Raw genomic sequence first — 24731 nt, forward strand, 5'->3', positions numbered from 1 at the left:
ACGCGGATAGATATGATTAAGAAGTGGATAAAATCTGTGCTTATCTTTTTCATCTGTGTCATCAGTGTGCCGTTCTCATCAAATGCACAACGCTACCCCTTCCGCAACTTTACCGTAACTGATGGTCTGGGCAGTTCATCTGTTAATCACATATTTCAGGATAGCAAAGGATATTGGTGGTTTGCCACACAAGGCGGAGGAGTAAGCCGTTTTAACGGCAAGGAATTTACTACCTACACCAAAAAGCACGGACTGGTAAACAACGATGTTACCTACATTGCCGAAGATAAAAACCACCATATATGGATAGCCACCGCTGCGGGAGTATCAGAGTTTAACGGTATCAACTTCAAAAACTACAGAGCACAGCAAGGGCTAACCGATGGCGTGGTTTATTGCATTTATGCCGATACCCAAAACACCCTTTGGTTTGCCACACAGGATGACGGGGTACGAAAACTCACCAACGGTAAAATAGACTCCATAACTACTTATGAAAACTTACCGAGTAACGAAGTATATACCATTACTCAGAGCAGCGATGGGGTTATGTGGTTCGGTTTGTATGGCGGCATTGTAAAATACACAGCCGGTAAAGCAGAAGTGCTGAAGGAATATTCCGATAAAACCTTTTTCTGTTCGCTATACCATAACAATACCGTATGGTTCGGCTCCACCAATGGCGATTTGGTTTCGGTTTCGCCCATAAATAATACAACACAAAAGATTTTTCTTCCCCCTGTTGCAGCCAGGGATTTTATAGGAGGACTGACAGCCGATTTACACGGCAATATTTGGATAGCCTTGGAACACGGCTTGCTGAAATACGGCAATTCAGGTTATCAGTTATTTACGGGAAAAGAAGGGCTATCGGTAAACACCGTGCAAACTGTATTAGCAGATTACGAGGGAAACATTTGGGCAGGTACGCTTAATGGTGGTGTTAACCTGCTAAGCACCGAAGCTTTTACAGCCTACACCGAAAAAGACGGGCTAAAAAACCCGAATGTTACCTGTGTGGCACAGAGCACTAATAACGCTGTGCTCTATGTAGGTACTGATGCAGGGCTATATACCTTTCAACCTTTGGCAAAAGAGAAATTTGTAAAAACAACTCATCCTGTTCTGGCTACTGCCAACATTACTTCCATTTCTGCCGATGGCGAAAACAGATTATGGCTATGCACCGATGGAGGCGTTCTTGTGGTGCAAATAAGAGGCAATAGTATTTCGCTTGTAAAGAACTTGACTCAAATAGCCGGACAGGATGTAATAAGTCCGTTAAAAGTGATACATAATAAGAATGGAAACACATGGATAGCCACTTATGGTTCGGGGGTATTTTGCATAAATGGTACAAAGGAGGTTGCTTACAATAAACAGAACGGATTTACTTCAGACAATATTCTTACCGTTTACGAAGACCATGAATCGAATATCTGGTTCGGAACACAGGATGCCGGTGTGGTGAAATACGATGGCAAAAGTTTTCAGCGATTAAATATCTCGGAGTTGAATAACGAATCGGTATGGTCAATAGCCGAAAGCAATGATGGCAGCCTTTTCTTCGGCACCGGTGAATCGGGCTTATGTATTTACCGTCAGAGAAAAACTCAATACATAACCACTTCCAACGGGCTTAGTTCCGATTTTATTCCATCACTTATATGGAATGAAAAGCAAAAGTGCCTTTGGTTGGCAGGCGAAAAAGGAATAGATAAACTATGCTTCAATAACGATTTATCAACGCCTGAGATAAAAAGCTACAAACGTGAAACAGGCTTTGGCGTGGCATCGGTTAACCACCACGGTATTGTTGCTGCTGATGAGGATAATTTATGGCTATGTACTGTTAAGGGTTTATGGCATTACAACCGCCAGCTTGATTTTACCCGCAACACTTTCCCGAAACTGCAACTAACTAACCTGCAACTGTTTTACGGAAAAGAACCACTGGCACCGTACTACACCCAATTAGATACAGGGACTAACCTGCCTGTTAACCTTCATCTGCCTTACAATAAAAATCACCTTACTTTTAGTATAAGGGCATTAACTACTGCCGCAGCTTCGTATATTTTTCAATTAAGTGGTCAGGATAACGAATGGTCATCTCCTACAGTTAATAATGAGATTACCTACACTAACATACCCCCCGGCAATTATGTGTTTAAAGCAAAATCCATTGTAAACGGAGTGGAGGCAAAAGATGAAGTATCCTTTGCTTTTACCGTGCATTCCCCTTGGTGGAAAACTTGGTGGTTTTATGCATTGATATCCTTTACATCTATTGCAGGCTTTACATTATTTGTAAAAACACGCGAAAAGATGCTGCGTGAACAAAACCTGAAACTGGAACATACCGTAGCCGAGCGCACACAGGAAATTGTGGAGCAAAAGAAAGTGGTGGAAAAAGCACTTGGTGAAAAAGAAGTGCTGTTGAAAGAGATTCATCATCGTGTGAAGAACAATCTGCAAACTATTTCCAGTATGCTTATGCTGCAAAGCACAGGATTAAAAGATGAAGCAGCCAAAAGAGCCATTACTGAAAGCCAAAGCAGAGTTCGCTCTATTGCTTTGGTGCATCAAAAACTTTATCAAACCGATGGACTGGAAAAGGTTGAACTGAATGGCTTTGTAAATGACTTGGCAAAGCAGATACAATCGCTATACCGTTCTACTGACAAAAAAATTACCGTTCACATCAACATCCCCGAAACCTATATCCCCATTGACAAAGCCATTCCGCTGGGGCTTATCCTAAACGAGCTTTTCACTAATTCGCTCAAATACGCCTTTGAAAATTCCAAGCAGGGACATGTTGAGATTGTTCTCACTCCGGTCAATGTGGAAAACATTCTATCTTCCGCTTCGCGTAAGGTAAAACTTGTTTACCGCGACTCAGGCAAAGGTTTTTCATTTAATGAACTATCGAAAACATCTAACACTTTGGGAATTCGACTTATTAACCTATTATCCGCACAAATAGGATCTGAATTAGCTTATTCCAACGAACATGGTAGCTGTTTTGAGTTGGCATTTTCCGTTAATGTTTAAATAAGAAACAGATATTTTTCCTATTTTCACTTACATATTTGGAAACATGACTCCCCTTAAGGTAGGTATTATTGAAGATGACCTGTTAATTGCTGAAAGTATTTATATCGCTTTACAGCAAATTGGTTACATACCTATACGCCCTGTACGCAACTACTCCGATGCATTAACAATGATTGCCAAAGAAAAACCAGACTTTTTATTGGTAGATATTATTTTGGAAGGCGAAAAGGACGGGGTTGATTTGGCAAACGAAATTAATAAGTACTTCGCTATTCCCTTTATTTTCCTAACAGCAAATAGCGATGCGGGCACTGTCAATCGCGCTAAACAAGTAAACCCCTTTGCTTATTTGGTAAAACCTTTTACTGAAAACGATTTGTATAGCTCTATTGAAATTGCAGTAAGCAATTTTAACAGTCAAAAAAAGGTACAGCCGGAAACTACTCCTATATTCAATGATACCCTATTTGTAAAAGAAGCTGAGGTTTACCGAAAAATTGCTACTGATGACATTTTGTATATCGAGAGCAATAATGTTTATCTGCACTTACATACAGCCGATAAAAGTTACTTAGTGCGGGAAAAGCTGGAGGATTTCATTGCTAAATTATCTGCTAAAGATTTTGTAAGAGTACATCGCAGCTACGCAATAAACTTTAATCAACTTGATGCTATACACGGTCTGTCAGTAATAGTAAAGGGAAAAGAAATACCTCTAGGCAGGAACTACAGAAATGATTTATTGCAAAGAACAATGTTGTTTAAATAAATATCGTGTTTTTGAACTTTTGTGCGTTCATCATACATATCAATGTTAAACTATTTCTACCAAAACAAAAATGTATATTAAGACCACTGCAAAGTTGGCTTAAAAAATCAGCAGTAATTTTCAAAGTTTAGAGTTGTCCTAAAGTTTTAGATTAAGAGTTTGCGTTGCTATATTGGGGACTGCAACTTTGCCCTTTGAGCGAATTTGAAGGTTGCTTTTATTCCTTTTTATGAACTCAACCAACTCCGGCTATCTGTATAGGATTCGGCTGCGGTGTGGGCTTTAATTCTATCTTTTCAACTTTGTAACTCCATAAAAAAGATACACCTCTCAATAATTTTGAGCTACCGAACTTGGCATAGGCTGTGCCTACCTACGCCCAGAAGAGAGAATTAAAAATGGTAAAAGCAAGCCTGCAAACCGACATTGATATCTATTAGAGCAACTGCCTTTTTCGCCTTCCCATTTAGCGCTTGATTCTTGCCAAGCGATTGTTACATTTAATGCCTAAACAACAATCCATGAGTATGCTTTCTACTTCGGTAAACACCAACTCCGACTTGTATAAAAGCAACTACCAAGCCATGCAGCAATTGGTAGAAAAATTAAACGCGCTAAAGAAAGAAGCCAGCTACCAAGGCAAAGAACGGCATCTTCAAAAAGCAAAAGCTGAGGGTAAATTTTCGGCTCGCGAAAGAATAGAATTGCTGCTTGACGAAAATTCTCCATTCTTAGAATTATTGCCCTTTGCCGGAATCAACGGAAAAAATAGCGAAGGAGGCACCACAACCGTAGGCGGCATCGGTCTTATTCATAACAGGCTATGCGTAGTACTTGCCAATGTGGGTACCAACAAAGGAGGAGCCGTAAATCTACCCACACTTCATAAAAGTTTGCGATTAGGCGACATAGCAATAGAAAACGATTTACCAATGATAAACTTGGTAGAAAGTGCCGGAGCTGATTTAACCGAACAAGCAAAAATATTCAACTATGGCGGTGCCACTTTTCGCGATATAAGCAGGCGTTCAAAAGCAGGCATAGCAAGCATTTCAGTAGTCTTTGGCAATAGTACAGCAGGTGGCGCGTATGTGCCGGGCATGAGCGATTATGCCATCTTTGTAAAGAAGAATGCCAAAGTTTTTTTGGCAGGACCACCATTAGTAAAAATGGCAACCAACGAAGTGGTGGACGATGAAAGTTTAGGAGGAGCCGAAATGCATAGCCGTGTTTCGGGAGTGAGCGATTACCTTGCCGAAAACGAATTAGATGCGTTGCAAATTGCACGCTCCATTGTTGCCAATTTACGTCCGCCACAAACTCACTTTACTCCGCCACCACATATTGCCGCACCCAAATACAGCAGCGATGAATTGCTTGGAATTGTTTCGGCAGATATAAAAAAACCTTTCGATGCCAAAGAAATAATTGCCCGTATTACAGATGGCTCTTCCTTCGATGAATTTAAGGCAGAATGGGGCAATACATTGGTAACCGGTTGGGCAAGCATTCACGGTTACAAAGTGGGCATTATTGCTAATAATGGCGTACTGTTTTCAGAAAGCGCCAATAAAGGCGCACATTTTATACAGCTATGCAATAAAAACCTTACACCAATTATTTTTCTACAAAACATTACCGGCTTTATGGTTGGAAAACAATACGAAGAAAGCGCCATCATAAAAAACGGAGCAAAAATGATAAATGCCGTTTCTAACAGCGAAGTTCCTTCCATCACCATTATTACCGGAGCCTCTTATGGCGCAGGCAACTACGCCATGAATGGACGCGCATACCAACCGAGATTCTTGTTTAGTTATCCCAACTCAAAAATTGCAGTAATGGGTTCCGAGCAGCTAAGTGGCGTTATGGAAATGATACAAAAACAAGCCGTAGAAAAAATGGGTGGCACTTACGATGAAGAGCAAGCAAAACAATTTAGATCGCATTTAATGGGCGAAGTAGAAAAACAATCAAATGCATTTTATGCCAGTGCACAACTGTGGGACGATGGCGTAATTGACCCGCGCGAAACCCGCAACTATCTTGGATTCTGCCTTGCTGTAGTAAACAATAAGTCTATTACTAGCGAAAATAAATACGGTATTTTTAGAATGTAACAACACACTAACAAATACAGTTTCATCAACACACACTTCTATTCATGATAAAAAGCATATTAGTAGCCAACCGTGGCGAAATTGCCTGCCGCATTTTTAAAACCTGCAAGCAGATGGGCATAAAATCTATTGCTGTATTTAGCGATGCCGATGCCAATGCTCCTTACGTAAAGATGGCTGATACTGCTTACCATATTGGCACAAGCGAGGTAAAAACATCTTATCTAAATATTGAAAAAATTATCGAAGCTGCTAAAGCCACCGGAGCAGATGCCATTCATCCCGGCTATGGTTTTTTGAGTGAGCATGCTGCTTTTGCCAATAGATTACAACAAGAAGGTATTGTATTTATTGGGCCAAACGTTCATGCTATTGAGTGGATGGGTTCAAAAAGTAAAGCCAAAGAGATAGCCGAAAAAAACATGGTACCAATAGTACCCGGTTACAGAGGCAATAACCAAACTTTAGAAAAATTTTCTTCCGAAGCCGAAGCTATCGGTTTTCCGATTTTACTTAAAGCCACAGCAGGCGGTGGCGGCAAAGGTATGCGCATTGTAAACCAACATACTGAACTTGAACACGCCTTTAAAACTGCCAAATTGGAAGCCCTAAACGCCTTTGGAAACGATGAATTACTCATAGAGAAATACTTCCCTTCTGCGCGCCATATAGAAGTTCAAATAATGGGCGATAAACATGGAAATATCATTCATTTATTGGAGCGCGAATGCACCATACAACGCAGATATCAAAAGGTATTGGAAGAAAGCCCCTCTCCCATCCTTACTGCCCACCAGCGCAGCGCCATGTGCCAAGCTGCGCTGCGGCTGGCAAACGCACTCAATTACGATAATGCCGGAACCGTAGAATTTATTTTTAGCAATAATGAATTCTACTTTTTAGAGGTAAATACACGCTTACAAGTGGAGCATCCGGTTACCGAAGCCATTACAGGCTTAGATTTGGTACAACTGCAAATTGAGGTTGCAGAAGGCAAGCCGCTTACCATTCAGCAAAGCGATGTGGTGGCAAGTGGATATGCTTTGCAATGCCGCCTTTATGCCGAAGACACCGAAAACAACTTCTTGCCCTCAACCGGAACGGTAGCATTGTGGAACACACCATCTATCAACGGATTGCGCTTCGATAGCGGCATAAAAACAGGCTCATCTATTTCTATGTTTTACGATCCCATGCTTTCTAAAATCATTGCACATGGCACTTCGCGCAACGAAACTATACGCAAAATGGAATATGCTCTGCGCAACACCACTTGCCTTGGCACCACTACTAACCACAATTTTCTTTTAGCAGTTTTAACCCACCCCGATTTTATTGAAGGGAATTACGACACTCATTTTATTGCCAACCAAACGCAACTTTGCAATAGCAGTCTTTCACCCAAACACCTTACTAAAGCGCTGGTTGCAGCCACCTTGTTCCGCTGGTATTGCAATGAGCAGCAACGACAGCATTTACAACATATTCCATCGCTTTGGAGAAACAACTTTTTTGCACCTGCCCCCATGCAATTTAAAATTGGAAACAGTAGTAACGAAGTACATTACACTTACCAAAATTCACATTTTGAAATCAATGTAAACGAAAGTCTTATTCAAGCATCGCATTTGCAATTTACCAACAATAAACTATCTGTAATACTAAATGGCATGCTTGAGAATTTCACCATTGCTCAAGTAGAAGAAAAGATATTTATCAGGCATTATGAGTTTCCACAAGTTACAGTTGAGTTCCTTCCCCGCTTTCCAAAAACACAGAAAAAACAAGAAAAAGGAAGCTATGCAACACCTATTCCTGCCACGGTTACACAAGTTTTAGTAAGCATTGGAAGCACTGTTTCCAATGGACAAGCATTGGTTATTCTATCTTCTATGAAAATGGAAAACACCATTATTGCAAACGAAAACGGTACGGTAGAAGAAATTTTTGTAGCAAATGGAGAAAATATAGAAGCAGGAAAATTACTTTTGAAAATAACACCAAACAGCAATTAAATATGATACTCTCCGGAAAAGAAATACAAAACAAATTAGGCTCCGAAATTTTTATTGAGCCATTTAATGAAAAGCAACTGAACCCCAACAGCTATAACTTGCGCTTGCATAACGAGCTGATGATTTACACGGGCAGCATGCTCGACATGAAACATCCAAACACTTTTGATACGTTTAAAATTCCCGAAGAAGGTTATGTATTAGAACCCGGCAGGTTATATTTAGGCAGAACTGTGGAGCATACTAAAACACTCAATTACGTGCCTATGTTAGAAGGTCGCTCATCTATTGGCAGGCTTGGTTTATTTGTACATGTAACTGCAGGTTTTGGCGATGTTGGATTTTCGGGTTATTGGACTTTGGAAATGTTTTGCGTCCATCCCATTTGCATTTATCCCAATGTAGAAATTTGCCAATTGTATTACCACACCATAAAAGGAGAATACGAAAGCTACACTAGCGGTAAATATCAAAACAACCAAGGTATTCAACCCAGTTTGCTGTATAAAGATTTTGAAATATAGCCTTTAGAGCAATCGGTTAGATTGTGCTTTATTGATAGCTTCTACCTTATTGTTTACTTGAAGCTTTCTGTAAATTTTTTCGATATGCTTACGCACGGTCCCTAAGCTAATAAATAACGCTTTGCTTATTTGCTCATAAGTGGCTCCCTTTACTAAATGCTCTAAAATTTCTTTTTCGCGCGGAGTAATACCAAAGTCTTCGCCTTCAATTTCAGTACTTTTTACTGGCTCACTTTGGCGAACAAATTGAAGCACCTTTAATGCTATTCCGGGTGTCATAGGCACGCCTCCGTTTACAGCTTCCACAATAGCTTTGTGTAAAAAGTTAGGGCTTTTATCCTTCACCAAATAACCACAAGCACCTGCAAGTATGGCATTAAACACATTCTCATCGTCATCGTGTACGGTACTCATCACAATTTTAATATGCTTCCATTTGCTGCTCACAATTCTGGCGGCCTCTATCCCATCCATTTCAGGCATATTTATATCTAGCAGCAAAACATCTACCGCATCATTTTCTTCTAATTTTTGTATTACTTCTTTCCCATTCTTTACACACCACACTACTTTTACGCCTTCACTCAAATGTAAAATATCTGTAATTATTTCTGCAGTAAGTTGTACGTCTTCTGCAATCGCTACTTTAATCATATTATTCAACAAAGCTAATCATATTAAGATGTAAAAAAATACGCAAGATTCCGTATTGCGGCAAATGTAGGTAAAGGTAGCTTTGCAAGCATCACAAACGGACATGCCAAACACTAAACAGCATCAATTCAATAGTATTTTCAACTTCCCTTCATATAGTGAAATTTGCTTCTTAGACGATGAACCCAGCTACAACTATCTAAATACGATGGTTGTAAAGTTCAACTTTCCTGAGTTGCAAACACACGCTTTCCAAAAAGTAGATTTGGCATTTCAACACATTGTTTCCTCTCCGGAAAAAAATCGGTTGTTATTTTTAGATAAGCATATTGGTCCCAAAATCGGTTTCGATTTACTCGATAAATTGAATCATTTAAATATTACCAATACCACAGTGGTAATGCTTACCACTTGCGAGGCCGAAGAATCTATTGCAGAAGCATTTTCTTATAGCATGGTAAAAGCATATATTATTAAGCCTCTTTCTATTGAACTTATTGAGTGGCTTACGGGTACACAGATTATACCCGAAAACAAAAACCTATCGCAATTAATAAAGTTTAGGGCTTAGCCTTCTATGGCTGTTAGTAAAAACTTATTGAATTTCATTGCCGGCTTAAAATACTGTGTGTACAACAGTTCGTCTATATTACTGCCTAGTAAATCTGCTGGTTGTATATTTGCCATGTAGTAAAAACTCTTATTGGCAATAAGTGGCTGCTCCTTTGCAAATTCTTTATAGTCGCTTTCCAGTACTTTATTTTTATCTCCTAAAATTTGGGGATATACCTTTTTAAAAGATTTTTCATTGATAATTTTTGAGAACACTTCAGGATTGTAATAAATCTCTTGGCGAACTTTAGCAAGCTGTTCTTTTCCAATCATATACAAGCCGCCTCCGGCAAGCAATTCATTGTTTCCCAAATGAACATAAAAACCCGGATAGTCCCAATCTTTAGTTCCTGTGCGCGAGAAAACCGCAGCCACGTTAGTTTTATACGGTGCTTTATCTTTTGAAAAACGGATATCTCTGTTTATTCTAAAAATAGCCTTTGAGGCATTTGAATTTATATCGGGCAAATCTTTTTGCAATCGAAGAATTAACTGCTCTACCAATTTCTTAAACGGCTGCTTTACTTCTGCCTCATAAAAACTTCTATTGGCATCGAACCATTCTTTGTTATTATTTTCTTCTAACAACCTAAAGAACTCCAAAAACTTTTTATTAAAGAACTGCATTAATTTATATTATATGTTACTCTACAAACCTGCACAAAAATTCTAACTAAAAGCAGTGTAGCTGGGAATTCTTTTACATGCAATTCTCTATTGCCTTCACGGTATTAAGCTACCTAGGCTACCGTATCTTTAAATGGATTTCTAAACACAAAATCCTTTGGCTTTATGGCTGCTGCCAATGGCTTTATTATGATGTTGTTTACTATAAAGTTGCGATGTTTCAGTATGCCGTTTACCGTTACGGGAACAGCGCCAACGGTGCTTTTTATTTCCGATGCAGTTCGGCCAAAGTGCAGTCTGGCAAACTGCTGCTCTATGCCGCATTCAACCATATCGTAAAGCATTCTCTGATAAGTGTGGTGCTTTTTGTTTACTTCATAATCTAAGCCAATATAGTGGACTTCACCCGATTTTTGATTGCAATAAAGTGAGTTAAACCCAACCAATTTATCATTCAAGAAGTAACCAAATACCATATAGCGTTCACCAAACAACTGCTTTTGCCCGGTAAAGAAACCGGGCTGCAATTCAAATAAGTTGAAGGTAGATTTTGCAATGGTATTTTTATACAGGCGATAAATATCGGGCTCAAAGTTTTTTACTTCCTGCTCCGAAAGATTTTTCCTAACCAAACTACCACTAAGAGCCATACACTTTTTGGCACGAACGCGGTATTTAGAAGATATGCTATTCAAATAATCATCTATGCTTTTCCATTCCGGTCGGAGTTGCATTTTCATATCAGGCTCTTCGTAGATTGGATGAAAACCCTCTGCCTCAAACTTTTGCCGCAAAACACTATCGGTCTCAAAAATATCGGTCATTAAAAATGCACCTATTTGCGTTTCACCTTTAAAGATATGCTGCACCACTTGCAAATACATATCTGCCATGTCTGTTTCGCTTATACCTGTTTTGCAATAAAATCCTTTTTCTCCGGTCATGAGCAGATTGGCTCCCACCAGCATTTCAACTTTAATAAGCGGCAGCACCCAATCTTTTATTCTATTTACGATACTGCTTTCTGCATGGTAATTACTTAACTGAGTGCCACTAAACTGCACCACCTGGAAATATGCCACTCCCATCAACGCTTCATTTTGCCGTACCAACACATACTTAAATCGCATATTGCCCTGTTGGTTTTCCTCTAAATGCTTTAAATAGCTGAATTGAAACATGAGGTTGTTAGCCGGCACCATTCGCTGCCATTGCTCAAACGGAACTTCGGCAACACTATTAAATGTTTCAAAATTATATGGCATTAAAAGCGAATCGGCTTGGCAGAGTGGAAAACAAAATATCATTGCAAATAAAGCACAAGACGAAATATACCGCTATATATTTTTTATACTGCAAAATACTTTCACAAAGAAGCGTCCTCTGTTAAATTTAAACTTACCTTCAAGTAGTGTCCTTAAAAAATAAAAAAGCAAAATTGAACTTGCGAAAATTCGCCAAAAAAAGAATTTCGCTTTATTTGCACTCACGAAAACCCCGTTGGCTTAAAGGCATTTATGGAGAACGCAACGAAAGAAAATATTAATTTAATCTTTGGCTTAAAGGTGAAAGAATTGCGCACCGCACGCAATTATTCACTACAAGAATTAAGCGAAAAGAGCAGCATTTCGGTTTCTTACCTCAACGAAATCGAAAAGGGAAAAAAATACCCCAAAACCGAAAAAATTTCGGATCTGGCAAAAGCCTTAGATGTACCTTACGACCAGTTGGTTTCTCTAAAACTGGGCAAAACACTTTCTCCCGTTGGGCAAATTTTAAACTTAGATATACTAAACGAACTGCCATTTGAAACATTTGGCATAGACCGTAATTTGCTTACCGGAATTATAGCCAATGCTCCGCTTAAAATTGCAGCACTAGTAAATACCCTGTATGAAATTGCCCGCAATTACAACTTAAAGCAAGAGCACTTTTACTTTGCCGCTCTTCGCTCCTACCAAGAGCTAAACGATAATTACTTTGAAGAAATAGAACAAGCCGCAGAGCGATTTAAAACAGAATTTAGTTTCCATTGCGAGCCTCCGGTTTCTACCACTTTATATGTACAAACTTTACAAGAAAAATTTAACTATAAGATTGCAGCCACTAATTTTGAAGGCTACGAGCCATTAAAAAAACTTCGCAGCATCTTTATTAAAGATATTTCTAAAAGTAAAGAGGAAACCAAAAACCACTTGCTCTTTTACAACGAAAAACTTACCGTGCAGCAACGCACTTTTCTTTTTGGGCGCGAACTCGGCTTTAGCTATTTGAATTTAGAAAAAAGACCTTACACCACTTCTTGGTTAAAAGTGGAAAGTTTCGACCATGTGCTCAACAGCTTTAAGGCTTCTTATTTTGCACAATGCCTGCACATTAACGCTACTCAACTGAAAAACGATTTAGAAGATATTTTTAGCCAAACTCAGTGGAACGAAAGTTTCATTCTCAACTTGTTAGAAAAATACCAGGCTTCGCCCGAAATGCTTTTTCAGCGAATGACTAATTTACTTCCAAAATACTTTGGTATAAACGAACTCTTTTTCATTCGTTTTAGCAGTAAAAAACCAGAAAAGCACCTAAAAGAAATTTCTAAAGAACTACACCTCAGCCGCCATAAAGAAAACTTTGAAGCAAGACAGGCAGAGCAACATTTTCAACGTTGGATAACCACTTCGCTGCTAAACTTATTGAAAGAAAAAAACGAACCCACCGATACTCCCGAAACAAACGATAAAGTAAACTCTGAAGTATTGGCACTTATTACCACCCATCCAAATGGGAATGAATATTTTGTGGTTTCAGTTTTGCGTGCTATGCCGGAACTAAACAACAATACCAACAGCGTAACTATTGGATTTCAACTTACAGAAAGCTTAAAGAAAAAGATTCAATTCTTAAATGATAGCACGCTGATTAACAATGGTTTACAACTAGGAAATTACAGCAACAACACAGAGGAATTGCAACTAATTGAAGAGCATAAAAAAATAACAGAAGCGTTTAACGCCTTTGTAGAACAGCAACAAACCACCACCAACGGATAAGCATAATAAAGCCTTAAAACAAGGCTTTATTTTACCTTCTTAATTTTTGCGGTCATGCGCACCGTATCGTTCAAAAATTTAATATAGTTACTTTCCGATTGGTAGGTGTAATTAGAACTAATATCTTTAGTTAACTTAAAACTTCCATCCCAAAAGCGATCCACCTTTTGCTCAATTTCATTTGCTTTGGGTAGTTCCCATTTACCAATAGAAGAATATACACTAGAGTCGCCAATGGTGTAATAAGTAAAAACTATACCATCGCGCTGGTAATCTATTCTATAGTAAGCATTAGTGGCGGCATAACCATCTAAAAATGAATATAAGTAGTTTCCATTGTTGGCATTAGCCACATCAATAAGTTCGCGCACAAAAGGCGTAGATCGGTTAAGCAGCGTGAGCGTATCTATAGAGATACTCTCTACCTGCCACAATCCTTTCACCAAATTATCTTCTTCGATTTTACGGCAGGCTGTAACGGTAGTTAGTAATACAATACCTGCAACAATAAACTTGTTTTTCAAATTCATAAAGTCTAATTCTAAATTTAAGCGGTTTGAGGTTGTAGTAACAATTCTTGTTTTAATCCCGATGTAAGTTCGCTTACAATGGTGCTGATTGGCTTTATTTCATTCACAAATTCAATAGTTGGGCCGGCACACCACATAGTTTGGTAAGTAGCACTAAATGCAGCTTTTTCCAACATTTTCATTCCTTTATAGAAGGTGAGCATTTTGGCATATTTTTTAAGTTTTTTATTGCTGTTTAGCATGCGCTCGAGCCAATTTTGCTCGGTTCCAATCTGTTGTACATAAGGTGTATTGATAACCGTGCAAGGTGTACCCGACAGTTTGGTTGTCATTACTATATCTTTAGCGCCATAATTTACGCAGGCCTGTTTGTAATCCTGCGTTACAGGCGCTTCATGGCTAGCAATAAAAATACTACCCATAGAAACTCCACAAGCACCTAGTGCCAACATTTTTTGAATGCCTTCCGCATTTCCTGCTCCTCCGGCCGAAATCACCGGAATTTTGCAGTTCTTTACAAGCAGCGGAATAAGTTCTTCGGGAGATAGCTTACCGGCATGCCCCCCGGCTTCGTTATTTACGGCAATTACCGCATCGGCACCTAATTGCTCTACTTTTTGAGCATACTCTAAATCCACTACATCGCAAAAAACCTTCATACCTTTTTTGTGTGCTTCGTTAATTACTTCTTCGGGGCTGCCTAGCGATGTAATAATAAAAGGTACTTCAAAATCTAAACACGATTGAAGGTTTTCCTTCATTCTTATATTTGATTTATTGGTGATAATGTTTACGCCAAATGGTTTATCGGTAGCGGCTTTAATTTCAGCCAAAGCTTTTCTAAGTTCGGCATCGGTACGGTAATTCAATGCAGGAAAAGTGCCTGCTATTCCTGCATTACAGGCTTCAATAACCATTTTAGCATTGCTTACCAAAAACATGGGTGCCATAATAATCGGATATTCCAATCCCAGCATTTCGGTAAGCGGTGTAGCAATTTTACTCATGCCGTAAAAGTATGATTCTTAGCGTCTATTTTAAAGAATCTTTTGGAGGATGCGATTGTTAAAATAATTTCAACTTAAACTAATTGTTGATTTGATGTAAATAATCTGACAAAAAGATTACAAAAAAAATTTGAGATAAACTATCTTTACGCGCTAATTTGCTTTTGTAAAAAAGAACAATTCCATAATTATTTGACTAAACGATAAAAATGAAAAAAGTCTTCACCATTATTATTTCCGGCACCATGTTGTTTGCCAATGCCCAACAGCATTTCTGCGGCACATCCGAAAAGAACTTAAAGGCAATTGAAGCAGACCCTTCTATTTTAAAAATAGAAAAAGACTTGAATAATTTCACACAGCAATTCGCAAACCAGCCCAATGCATCTGCTGCCGGCAGAAATTGCCCCATAACTATTCCAATTGTATTTCATATTCTCCATAATTTTGGAAAAGAAAATATATCTGACGCGCAGGTAGAAGACCAAGTGCGTATTCTAAATGAGGACTACAACAAGTTAAACAGCGATACATCTATTGTGGTTAATGCCTTTAAAAACAATATTGCCAATATCGGCATACAATTTCGTTTAGCGAGAATAGACCCCAACGGAAATCCCACTAATGGAATTGTACGTATTCCGGCTCAGCAAACATACAATGGTACCGACAATGCCAAAATTGGAGCTTGGCCGCGCGAGAAATACTTAAATGTATGGGTTGCTCACACTATGGAAGACGGAGTTGCAGGCTATGCCTATTTGCCGCCATCGGTTGCCGGAATAATGACCGATAAAGACGGCATCATGATTTTGCACCAATATATTGGCAGCATTGGTACAGGAAATGCCTTCCGTTCGAGAGCGCTTACGCATGAAATTGGGCACTACCTTAATTTAGAGCATCCATGGGGCAGAACAAACCAACCAGGAGAGGCTTGTGGAGATGACGGAGTTTTTGATACACCAATAACTAGGGGTTCTACCAGTTGCAACTTGAATTTAAACGATTGCGAAGTTGGTGTAATTGAAAACGTACAAAACTTTATGGACTATTCTTACTGTTCCGTAATGTTTACCGAAGGGCAAAAAACAAGAATGTTGGCCGCATTAAATTCAACAATTTCTTCTAGAAACAACCTTTGGAGCTGCCAGAACCTTACCGAAACCGGAACTGCCGATCCTTACAACGATTATGCAATTAGCAAACCAATTGCATCTTTTGGAACACAGCGCCTCTATACCTGCGTAGGCAATTCAGTTAAATTTATTGATGCTTCTTACAATGCATTGGTAGAAGACAGAATGTGGGAATTCACCAATGCCGACATTAGCACTTCAACCGATTCTGTAGTAACCGTATCGTTTAATGCTACCGGTTGGCAAACTGTAAAACTAACTGTTGGTAATGGTTTTGGAACCAGCACTGCAGTAGATTCGTTTGCAATCTATGTAAGCGAAGGCAACGTGTTTCATAGCGCTCCATTCTTTGAAGATTTTGAAAGACCTGAATCTTTTGAAGAGTGGACCTCTATTAACTACAATGCAACTCCTTCTTATTTTCAACCAACAACTGTAGCGGCAAGAAGCGGCAACCATTCTTACATGGTTAATAACTATAAGAAAACCCGCCAAAGCGATGTTGAAGAAATAATTAGCCCAACAATGGACTTAACCGGTTTGCAAAATATGACTTTCTCTTTTTACTATTCATTGGCCAGCGCAGATCAAAGCTATGCCAACAATGGTATAGATTCAATTAGTGTATTTGCCAGCACCAACTGTGGCGAGCAATGGCTAAAACAATTTAAAATGGGAGGTCCAGATATTGTAAACTCTGGTTATTTGCTTTCAAACTTCCAACCAAGTGCCGGTTTCTATTGGAAAAAGGTAACATTCAATATGTCTGCCAACACTAAAAAATCAAATGTTATCTTCAAGATACAATATAAAAGCTCTGCTCTAAGCAATAACTTTTACATTGATGATATAAATATTGGAGGGGTAATTGTAAATGGTATTGAGGATGCTGCTTTTGATAATGGAGCATTGAAAGTATTCCCAAATCCATCTAATGGTACTGCATCTATTTCGTTTGCTGCAACTCAAAACGAAGCCGCCACCATCGAAATTTTCGATGTAAGTGGCAAATCGGTTGCTACTGTTTTTGAAGGGAATATTAGTGCCGGAGAAAGCCGTTTTGATATAAACAAGAATATATTCCCTGCTACAGGAGTTTACTTGGTAAAAGTAAAAACTGCATCTAAAGTACTCAGCACTCGTGCGGTTATTACCCAGTAATTTAATTGATACCATACATAAAAAAAGCGGCTCGTTTTGAGTCGCTTTTTTTATGTGTAATGGTTTAATTTTCTAGCCCGAAGATGAGTTAGGCGGTTGAATGAATGCTCCCTTATTGGGCAAAGTATTTGCTAATTCCGATGCTATATGCAATATCATGTTATCGGCTTCCTTATCTGTAATAAATCCTCGCTCGTAATCTTCTACCACTTTGCGTTCTATAACTATTTGAGTTATTGTTTGCAATTGAGCCTCATTAAATTGATAGAACTTGAATTTTTGGAGAGCTTCCAACACTCTGTATTTAATGTAGTCCATAGCTTTGTGTATATAACCTTGTTAAACATACAAATGAACAAAGAAGTTCTTAAAACAAAAAAGGCTGTTCCTTTACGGAAACAGCCTTTGCAAAAAACTATATCAATTGTATTACTTCATGCCCAATGCAGCACGTTTAAATCCGGTAACGGTTAAGCCACTGCTAACTCCACCCAAGAATTGAACTACCGTTTTGCTACCATCTTTTACAAATGGTTGAGTAAGCAATGTGTTTTCTTTAATAAAAGTATTAGCAGCACCTTCTGCTATTTTATCTAAGATATTTTCCGGTTTGCCTTGAGCAACTGCTTTTTCGCGAGCAATTGCCTTTTCTCTCTCCAATAATTCCGTTGGCACACCTGAAGCATCTACTGCTGCCGGATTCATAGCTGCAACTTGCATTGCCACATCTTTACCCGCAGCAACAATTGCATCGGTTAAAGGTTGGTTTAATGCAACTAACACCCCAATTTTGTTGCCCATGTGGTTGTAAGCAACTAAGCTTTCTCCGGTTAATGTTTCAAAAGCAGAAATATTGATTAGCTCACCAATCGCAGAAACTTTTTCTTGAATTTGATCTTTAACAGTAGCGCCATTTAAATTAGCAGCTAATAAATCTTCTAAAGAAGTGATATTATTATTTAATGCTAAATCTGCAATAGATTCCGCCAAAGCACGAAAGTCTTCGTTTTTAGCAACAAAATCTGTTTCGCAAGAAAGATACACAGCTACACCTCTTTTATTGTCGGGAGTAGTTTTGGCAATAACCACACCTTCTGATGCAGCTCTTCCGGCTCTTAATTCGGCAACTTTAGCACCTTTCTTTCTTAAATAATCTATAGCTTTTTGTACATCGCCACCGCTTTCGGTAAGCGCTTTTTTACAATCCATTAAACCTGCACCGGTAAGGTTGCGAAGTTCGTTTACTTGTGATGCTGTAACTGACATTTATTTATTCTCCTTTTAATTTTAATAAAGTATTGGTACTGCTACCAAAACAAATTTATTTTTTAGCTGGTCCTCCAGAGCGGATACGGCTTTTGCCAGTACCTCCGCCTCCCGGTCCTCTGCCTGATCCGCCACCTGGGCCTCTACGTTGCTTACTGCGACCTTTGCCGTCTTCGCTAGCTTCTTCTTCTTTTATGTCAAATTTTGAAGCATCGTCCGAATCTGAATCTGCATCATTGTCTTCATCTTTATTAGAAGCGCGCTCTGCCAAGCCTTCTGCAATGGCATCAATAATATAATTAGTAATAATGGCTATAGATTGAGCTGCATCATCGTTTGCAGGAATTGCAAAATCTACTTTAGTTGGATCGCTGTTGGTATCAACTATTCCAAAAGTATTGATATTTAGGCGTTGAGCTTCTTTTAATGCAATATGCTCGTGCGAAATATCTACTAAAAAGATGGCACTTGGAATACGGTTTAGGGCACTAACACCACCCAATACTTTTTCCATTTTATCTTTCTCGCGAGTTAATACTAAACGTTCTTTTTTGGTTGTGCTATCTAAAGTACCATCGCTAAGCATTTTCTCAATAGTTTGCATCTTTTTGATGCTTTTGCGGATAGTAGAAAAGTTAGTAAGCATACCACCCAACCAACGCTCGGTAACAAATGGCATGTTTACTCTTTTAGCAGCCTCTTTTACAATTTCTTTTGCTTGCTTTTTAGTAGCAACAAAAAGAATTTTTTTACCGCTCTTAGCCATGAAGCGAAGTGCGTGTGCTGCTTCATCTAATTTCTCCTGAGTTCTGTTCAGGTCTATGATATGGATGCCCTTCTTTTCAGTGAAAATATAAGGCAACATTTTTGGATTCCATTTGCGCTTTAAGTGACCAAAGTGAACACCGGCTTCTAAAAGTGCTTCCTGAGATAATTTTTGCATAATATTTTGAAATTGAATTCTCGTGAATAAATAATTAACGTTTGCTGTATTGCTCTTTCTTGCGGGCTTTGCGTAATCCGGTTTTCTTTCTCTCTACTACGCGTGCATCTCTGCGAAGCAATTTTTCTTTCTTTAAAGCCGGGCGTTTTTCTTCGTTTGCAGCAACAATACTTCTAGCTACTGCCAATGAAATTGCCTCTGCCTGACCTTTAACACCACCTCCGTAAACATTGATAGAAATATCCAATGTTCCTTCTACGCCTGCTACTTTAATAGGAGCTTCTACTTTATGTTGCAGGTACTCATTTGGGAAATAATCCTTGTAATCTTTTCCGTTTACCAGAATTTCTCCTTTGCCTGATTTTACAGAAGCGCGTGCAATCGCTGCTTTACGTCTTCCTACAGTTACTTTATCCATTCGGTTTGTTTAATTAATGTTTTTATGAAATTAGTTTAATGTTTTAGGTTGTTGAGCGCTGTGTGGATGCGCAGCTTCACTGTACACAAACAGTCTGCGAAACATTTGGCGACCTAAAGTATTTTTAGGCAACATACCTTTAACAGCAATTTCTATTAATTCGTTAGGCTTTTTTGCTAAAATTTCGCGTGGCGTGCGAAAACGTTGCCCACCTGGATAGCCTGTGTAGTGCACCAACTGTTTTTCAGTTAGCTTATTACCTGTTAAGCGAACTTTAGCAGAGTTTATCACAATTACATTGTCGCCACAATCGCTGTTTGGTGTGAATGTGGGCTTGTGTTTACCGCGCAAAATAGCTGCAATTTTACTTGCCATGCGCCCTAATGTTTTTCCTTCGGCATCAATAATTAACCACTCTCGATTTATTTCGTGAGCAGGTACCGATTTTGTTGAATAGCTACGTGATTGCATAATATAATTTCCGTATAGATTTTTAAAACGGGATGCGAATGTAGCATTTTAGCTACTACTTTTCCAAATTATTTAGCTACTATTTTTCACTTCATCCTAAAAAAGCATTGATTATCAATACTTTTTTAATCGAGTTAGGAGATTAACTATAGCTCTTATTTTCTAATTACTTGCCTGCGGAAGCTGTGAAGTGGATCTTTCAACTCTATAATGTATGCTCCTGCCGGAACATTCTCTGTATTCATAAATGTGTGCTGTAATCCGGCTGTCTTATTCTTCAGAATTTGCTGCCTTACTCTTCTGCCTGCTGCATCGTATATATTCAACACAAGTTCTGTTTCTTTGTAATTGTAATACTGCACTACTAAACCATCGGCAAATGGGTTAGGATAAATTCCCAACATAGTAAAGTCTTCAACATCCTTTACGGCAGACACTCCTACATAAATTATTAACCGAACTGTATCGCAATTAGTAGCAGAATTGCTATTACAAACTACGGCATACACAGTATCTACACCTACATAACCATTAGGTGCAAAATAGTTAAAGCAGGTATCGTTTAGAACTTGCACAATGGCATTGGTGTTCTTAATTGTTTTTATGCTAGTATAAGGTCGGTTTACTTCATCAAAAGAATAGCAAACCGGAATAGCAGTCCCTCCCACGCCCGAAAATGTAAATGTTTGTGTTGTGAACTGGGGTACAATACTAAATTGAAACTCAACTGTATCGCAGTTTTGTACTGTACAGTTATCGCAACCGGTAACAACCATTACATCTTGTGTGGCATTGCTGCCGGGCACATAACCAAAACAAGTATCGTTGTAAAAATGTACATTGCCTGTAGATGACGGTACCAATACTTGCGATGAGGTAACAGCCGATTTTAAATCATTGTAATTTATACAATAGTGTATTGAATCGCTCTGCCGAACCGTAATAGAAACAATATCTTTTACCACAGGTAGGTTTACTCTAAAACGATATAAAACTGTATCGCATTTGGCGGCAGTGCCACTATCGCAGCCAACTACATATACATTTTCGTAGCCACAAAAACTTGCGGTAGGTGTATATAATATGCAAGTATCATTGTTTAGCAATGTTGCTCCATTGTAAGAACCTGCGAGTGTGGCAGATGCTACAGCACCAAACAAATCATCAAAAGCACGGCAGTTGCTATAAACATCTCCACTATTTATTGCTACTTCAATAGTATCGGTATGCAATACCGGTATTACTTGAATAATAACCGGAATAGTATCGCAGCGGTTTGGATTAGCTGTTTCGCACACTATGGTAATTATAGAGTCGCTTCCACTAAAATTAGTAGTTGGTTGATATAGAATGTCTTTTCCTCCCACCACAGTAGCTGCACCCCAATTAGCAGGCTGAATAATTTGCAAGCCAATAGAAGGACACACAGGCGCATTAGGAATTACAGCTACCGATACCGGATTGTTTTGTAATGTACTTGCATGAATCACCCTTTCAATTTTGGCAAACGGAATAAAGTTGTTGGGAAACAACGATGGAATAGGTGCTGTAATTTTAGGTGCTGCAATTTGTGCAGTTGCTTTTCTTAAAAAACGCTCTCCGGCATTTACATACCAACTCTCACCGTTGGTAACTGTATTAGAAACCTGATCTACCGGCATAAAGCGATAGTCTGCTTGAGTGCGTCCTTTTTTAACATCCAGCGTATAGTAACCATGGTCTACCAAGTTGATATATTTCATGTGCGAATTGAAAGACTTAATAAGGTTTACCCCAACAGAGAATGGCATACTCTTAGAGGTAATACTGGTACCTACAAACTCAACACATACCGAGCCGGCTCCAGTTGAAGCGTTGTAGTTGCTACCAGGTACATCGTTTGCCCACGATGTATGAATATCGCCCGTGAGCACCACCACATCATCTATGTTTCCATTTACAATATGTGATGTAACTTTATTGCGCTCAGCAGCATATCCGTCCCATTGGTCATCATTAACGGCAGCGCCAAATACTTTTAAGGGCGCAAACATTACTTGGTTGCCAATTATTTTCCACTTTGAATTGGTATCGCTCAATTGCTGCAACATCCAGTTCATTTGATAAGGTCCCAACAAATAGTGAGCAGTATCGTTTGCTTTGCTTAAACTTTGTTCATCACGGTCATACAATCTTGAATCGAGCATTACCAAATTCAATAACTTACCCCAATTGAAGTTTCTAAAAATCCTAAAGCTATCTGCCAAATCGGGCTTGCGAATGGGAATCCATTCAAAATAAGTGTTTATACTATTTTGCTTTCTAACAGCCCAAGGTCCTTCATTGGATTGGTGATTATTGGCTCCGCCTTTCCAGCTGTTATCGGCACTTTCATGGTCGTCCCAAACGTTTATGAATGGAAACAATTGATGGCAGCGCTTTAGTTGATTATCCAATTTATAGAGCGAATGTCGCACCCGGTAATCGTTTTGGGTAATAATTTCATTGGTAGGTTCATAAGTTCTGCCAGGTAAATTAGAAGAGTACTCTCCTACCCCATATTCATAAATATAATCGCCTAAATGCACCACTGCGTCCACCTCGTTTCTATCGGAAATATTTTGGTATGCATTAAAATACCCATGCTCAAAACTTGCACAACTTACTACTGCAAAGCGCGCACTGTCGTTATCTGCCGTAGGCAATGGCGCTGTTTTGGTTCTCCCTGTTGTGGAATTGCGCCCCTCGTTTTGAAACACATAGTAATACCAAGTATTAGGCTGCAAACCACATACATCTACTTTTACAGTGTAATCGCTTTCGGGTCGAGCCTGTGCATACCCAAAGTTTACCACATTGGTAAACGAAGTATCGGTAGCAATTTGCCAATACACATCTAAATTCCCTGTAATTCCCGTATCTGGCGTGCAGCGCGTCCATAGAATTACACTTTCATGCGTGGGATCTCCACTTGCCACACCATGGTAAAATGGTTTATATGCCGGAGTAAGTGTTAATCGTGCAGCACTAACCGATTGTGCATGCATAGTAGAAACCAATAAAAACAGTAGTAAAAACGGGCTTACCCAATAGAGAAACGTGTTGCGCATGATCTAAGAACTTCCAAAATGCTAAAGTAATATTTATTGCTTCTTTTTATTTATGGTATTTGCCATTTATCTCTAAATTAACACAACTGCCACATTGCCAAAGCTACAGTGAGTATCTCTCTATTGCTATATAACTGATTGAACAAGAAACTACACCAAACTTTCTTTCAATGAATTATTACATTGCTCCTGTTCAAAAGAAATTTTAAAAAGGGTGCAAACATTTCTTCAAAGAACTACATTCGCCCGCGCATGTTTCAAGAATTTGTATTGAGAGTTGCAGACCTAATTGCAGCAAAAAAGAAAAGTGTAATAGTTACACACCGCCAACCCGATGGCGATGCCATGGGTTCTTCGCTGGCATGGCTTGCATTTTTAAAACAAGAAGGTTGCGAAGCTCATTTTATTTCGCCCACAGATATTACCCGAAATTTAGACTGGTTGCCTTATTACAGCGAATCTATTTCGTTTGAACAAGAAAAGGGTAAGAAGAAAGCTACAGAGCTATTACAATCGGCAGAGGTAATCTACTGCCTAGATTTCAATGCACTTTCGCGCTTAGAAGATTTAGGAAAACTTATTGCAGAAAGCAATGCTGTGAAAGTAATGATAGATCACCATCGCGAGCCGGAGAACTTTGCACAGCACGCATTCAGCGATGTGCGATATGCAGCTACCTGCGAAATGGTTTTTCACCTTATTGAATCGCTCAATAAACTACAGTCTATTACACCCGAAATTGCCACTTTGCTATATGCCGGATTATGTACCGACACCGGATTTTTCCAGTTCAACAATGCTACACCTAATGTAATGTTCACCGCAGGAAAGTTGTTAGAAAAAGGTGTACAGCCCGATTACATAAGCGAAATGGTAAACAACATATTCCATGAGCGAAGGTTGAATTTTTTCGGCTACTGCTTAGACCGAAAACTAAAACTTACCTGCAATGGAAAAGTGGCATACATGATGGTAAGTGCCAAAGAAATAAAGCGTTTTCACTTGCAAAATGGCGATAGCGAAGGATTGGTAAACTATCCTTTTAAGATAAAAGGCGTAGAAATGACTGCCTATTTCAGCGAAGAAGGTGAAAAAGTAAAAGTATCGTTCCGCAGCCGCGGCACCACTTTAGATATGAACCAATTTGCAAGAACACATTTTGAAGGCGGAGGACATTTCAATGCATCGGGAGGCAAATGTTTCCTTTCTATTGAAGAAACTGAAGCAAAATTTTTACAGGCGTTGGAAACTTTGTTTCCTATCCAATAAACTTTTACGA

20 protein-coding genes are annotated in these 24731 nt (G+C 39.0%); 9 read left to right on the forward strand and 11 right to left on the reverse strand.

All coding sequences use genetic code 11. The features are described 5' to 3' along the window. Positions 1 to 12: 12 nt before the first annotated feature. The 5 genes from KF872_11150 (at position 13) to KF872_11170 (ending at position 8488) form a co-directional block, all read left to right on the forward strand. Positions 13 to 3057: a hypothetical protein gene (locus tag KF872_11150; GenBank protein MBX2904098.1), complete on the forward strand. Its 3045-nt coding sequence runs from the start codon at positions 13 to 15 to the stop codon at positions 3055 to 3057. 46 nt (positions 3058 to 3103) lie between these two features. Next, positions 3104 to 3829, forward strand: coding sequence for a LytTR family transcriptional regulator DNA-binding domain-containing protein (locus KF872_11155; GenBank protein MBX2904099.1), 726 nt, complete (start codon positions 3104 to 3106; stop codon positions 3827 to 3829). A gap of 503 nt (positions 3830 to 4332) precedes the next feature. Beyond that, a complete protein-coding gene (locus KF872_11160) occupies positions 4333 to 5949 on the forward strand; it encodes a methylcrotonoyl-CoA carboxylase (GenBank protein ID MBX2904100.1) in 1617 nt (538 codons plus the stop codon). 44 nt (positions 5950 to 5993) lie between these two features. After that, the gene (locus KF872_11165) at positions 5994 to 7964 is read left to right on the forward strand and encodes an ATP-grasp domain-containing protein (GenBank protein ID MBX2904101.1); all 1971 of its coding nucleotides are present in this window, start codon (positions 5994 to 5996) and stop codon (positions 7962 to 7964) included. Between the two features lie 2 nt (positions 7965 to 7966). After that, positions 7967 to 8488: a dCTP deaminase gene (locus KF872_11170; GenBank protein ID MBX2904102.1), complete on the forward strand. Its 522-nt coding sequence runs from the start codon at positions 7967 to 7969 to the stop codon at positions 8486 to 8488. A 3-nt stretch (positions 8489 to 8491) separates the two neighbouring features. Here the strand turns inward: KF872_11170 and KF872_11175 are convergent, their stop codons facing one another. Further along, positions 8492 to 9142, reverse strand: a complete 651-nt coding sequence (locus KF872_11175; GenBank protein ID MBX2904103.1) for a response regulator transcription factor — start codon at positions 9140 to 9142, stop codon at positions 8492 to 8494. 103 nt (positions 9143 to 9245) lie between these two features. On the opposite strand from KF872_11175, the gene KF872_11180 reads away from it, so the two are divergent. Next, on the forward strand, positions 9246 to 9713 hold the full coding sequence (locus KF872_11180; protein ID MBX2904104.1) for a hypothetical protein: 468 nt from the start codon (positions 9246 to 9248) through the stop codon (positions 9711 to 9713). Here KF872_11180 and KF872_11185 read toward each other — a convergent pair. Together KF872_11185 and KF872_11190 are read right to left on the reverse strand one after the other, a co-directional pair. Then, positions 9710 to 10381 (reverse strand): DUF2461 domain-containing protein, encoded by a 672-nt coding sequence (locus tag KF872_11185; GenBank protein ID MBX2904105.1) that lies wholly within the window; start codon positions 10379 to 10381, stop codon positions 9710 to 9712. The genes KF872_11180 and KF872_11185 overlap by 4 nt on opposite strands. Positions 10382 to 10494: 113 nt before the next feature. Beyond that, positions 10495 to 11688 (reverse strand): hypothetical protein, encoded by a 1194-nt coding sequence (locus tag KF872_11190; protein ID MBX2904106.1) that lies wholly within the window; start codon positions 11686 to 11688, stop codon positions 10495 to 10497. Between the two features lie 210 nt (positions 11689 to 11898). Between KF872_11190 and KF872_11195 the strand changes: the two genes are divergently transcribed. Next, positions 11899 to 13428 (forward strand): helix-turn-helix transcriptional regulator, encoded by a 1530-nt coding sequence (locus KF872_11195; GenBank protein ID MBX2904107.1) that lies wholly within the window; start codon positions 11899 to 11901, stop codon positions 13426 to 13428. Between the two features lie 26 nt (positions 13429 to 13454). On the opposite strand, the gene KF872_11200 is transcribed toward KF872_11195, so the two are convergent. Beyond that, positions 13455 to 13958 (reverse strand): hypothetical protein, encoded by a 504-nt coding sequence (locus KF872_11200; protein MBX2904108.1) that lies wholly within the window; start codon positions 13956 to 13958, stop codon positions 13455 to 13457. Between the two features lie 17 nt (positions 13959 to 13975). Beyond that, positions 13976 to 14965, reverse strand: a complete 990-nt coding sequence (locus KF872_11205) for a nitronate monooxygenase (protein ID MBX2904109.1) — start codon at positions 14963 to 14965, stop codon at positions 13976 to 13978. Positions 14966 to 15174: 209 nt separating this feature from the next. Here KF872_11205 and KF872_11210 point away from each other — a divergent pair, with 209 nt between their 5' ends. Continuing rightward, positions 15175 to 17265, forward strand: a complete 2091-nt coding sequence (locus KF872_11210) for a zinc-dependent metalloprotease (GenBank protein ID MBX2904110.1) — start codon at positions 15175 to 15177, stop codon at positions 17263 to 17265. A 72-nt stretch (positions 17266 to 17337) separates the two neighbouring features. Here KF872_11210 and KF872_11215 read toward each other — a convergent pair whose 3' ends face one another. From KF872_11215 to KF872_11240, 6 genes are all read right to left on the reverse strand, one after another. Continuing rightward, the gene (locus KF872_11215; GenBank protein ID MBX2904111.1) at positions 17338 to 17583 is read right to left on the reverse strand and encodes a hypothetical protein; all 246 of its coding nucleotides are present in this window, start codon (positions 17581 to 17583) and stop codon (positions 17338 to 17340) included. Positions 17584 to 17694: 111 nt separating this feature from the next. Continuing rightward, positions 17695 to 18531: an elongation factor Ts gene (locus KF872_11220; protein MBX2904112.1), complete on the reverse strand. Its 837-nt coding sequence runs from the start codon at positions 18529 to 18531 to the stop codon at positions 17695 to 17697. A gap of 55 nt (positions 18532 to 18586) precedes the next feature. Beyond that, positions 18587 to 19474, reverse strand: a complete 888-nt coding sequence (gene rpsB / locus KF872_11225) for a 30S ribosomal protein S2 (GenBank protein ID MBX2904113.1) — start codon at positions 19472 to 19474, stop codon at positions 18587 to 18589. A gap of 34 nt (positions 19475 to 19508) precedes the next feature. Next, positions 19509 to 19892, reverse strand: coding sequence for a 30S ribosomal protein S9 (gene rpsI, locus KF872_11230; protein ID MBX2904114.1), 384 nt, complete (start codon positions 19890 to 19892; stop codon positions 19509 to 19511). A 30-nt stretch (positions 19893 to 19922) separates the two neighbouring features. Next, entirely contained in the window at positions 19923 to 20363 is a 441-nt protein-coding gene (gene rplM / locus KF872_11235) for a 50S ribosomal protein L13 (protein MBX2904115.1), read from the reverse strand. A 155-nt stretch (positions 20364 to 20518) separates the two neighbouring features. After that, complete coding sequence (locus KF872_11240) at positions 20519 to 23452, reverse strand: alkaline phosphatase D family protein (GenBank protein MBX2904116.1); 2934 nt, start codon at positions 23450 to 23452, stop codon at positions 20519 to 20521. Positions 23453 to 23704: 252 nt separating this feature from the next. Between KF872_11240 and KF872_11245 the strand changes: the two genes are divergently transcribed. Further along, positions 23705 to 24721, forward strand: a complete 1017-nt coding sequence (locus KF872_11245; GenBank protein MBX2904117.1) for a DHH family phosphoesterase — start codon at positions 23705 to 23707, stop codon at positions 24719 to 24721. Positions 24722 to 24731 lie beyond the last annotated feature (10 nt).

This window comes from Chitinophagales bacterium (assembly GCA_019638515.1).
Classification (GTDB): domain Bacteria; phylum Bacteroidota; class Bacteroidia; order Chitinophagales; family LD1; genus UBA7692.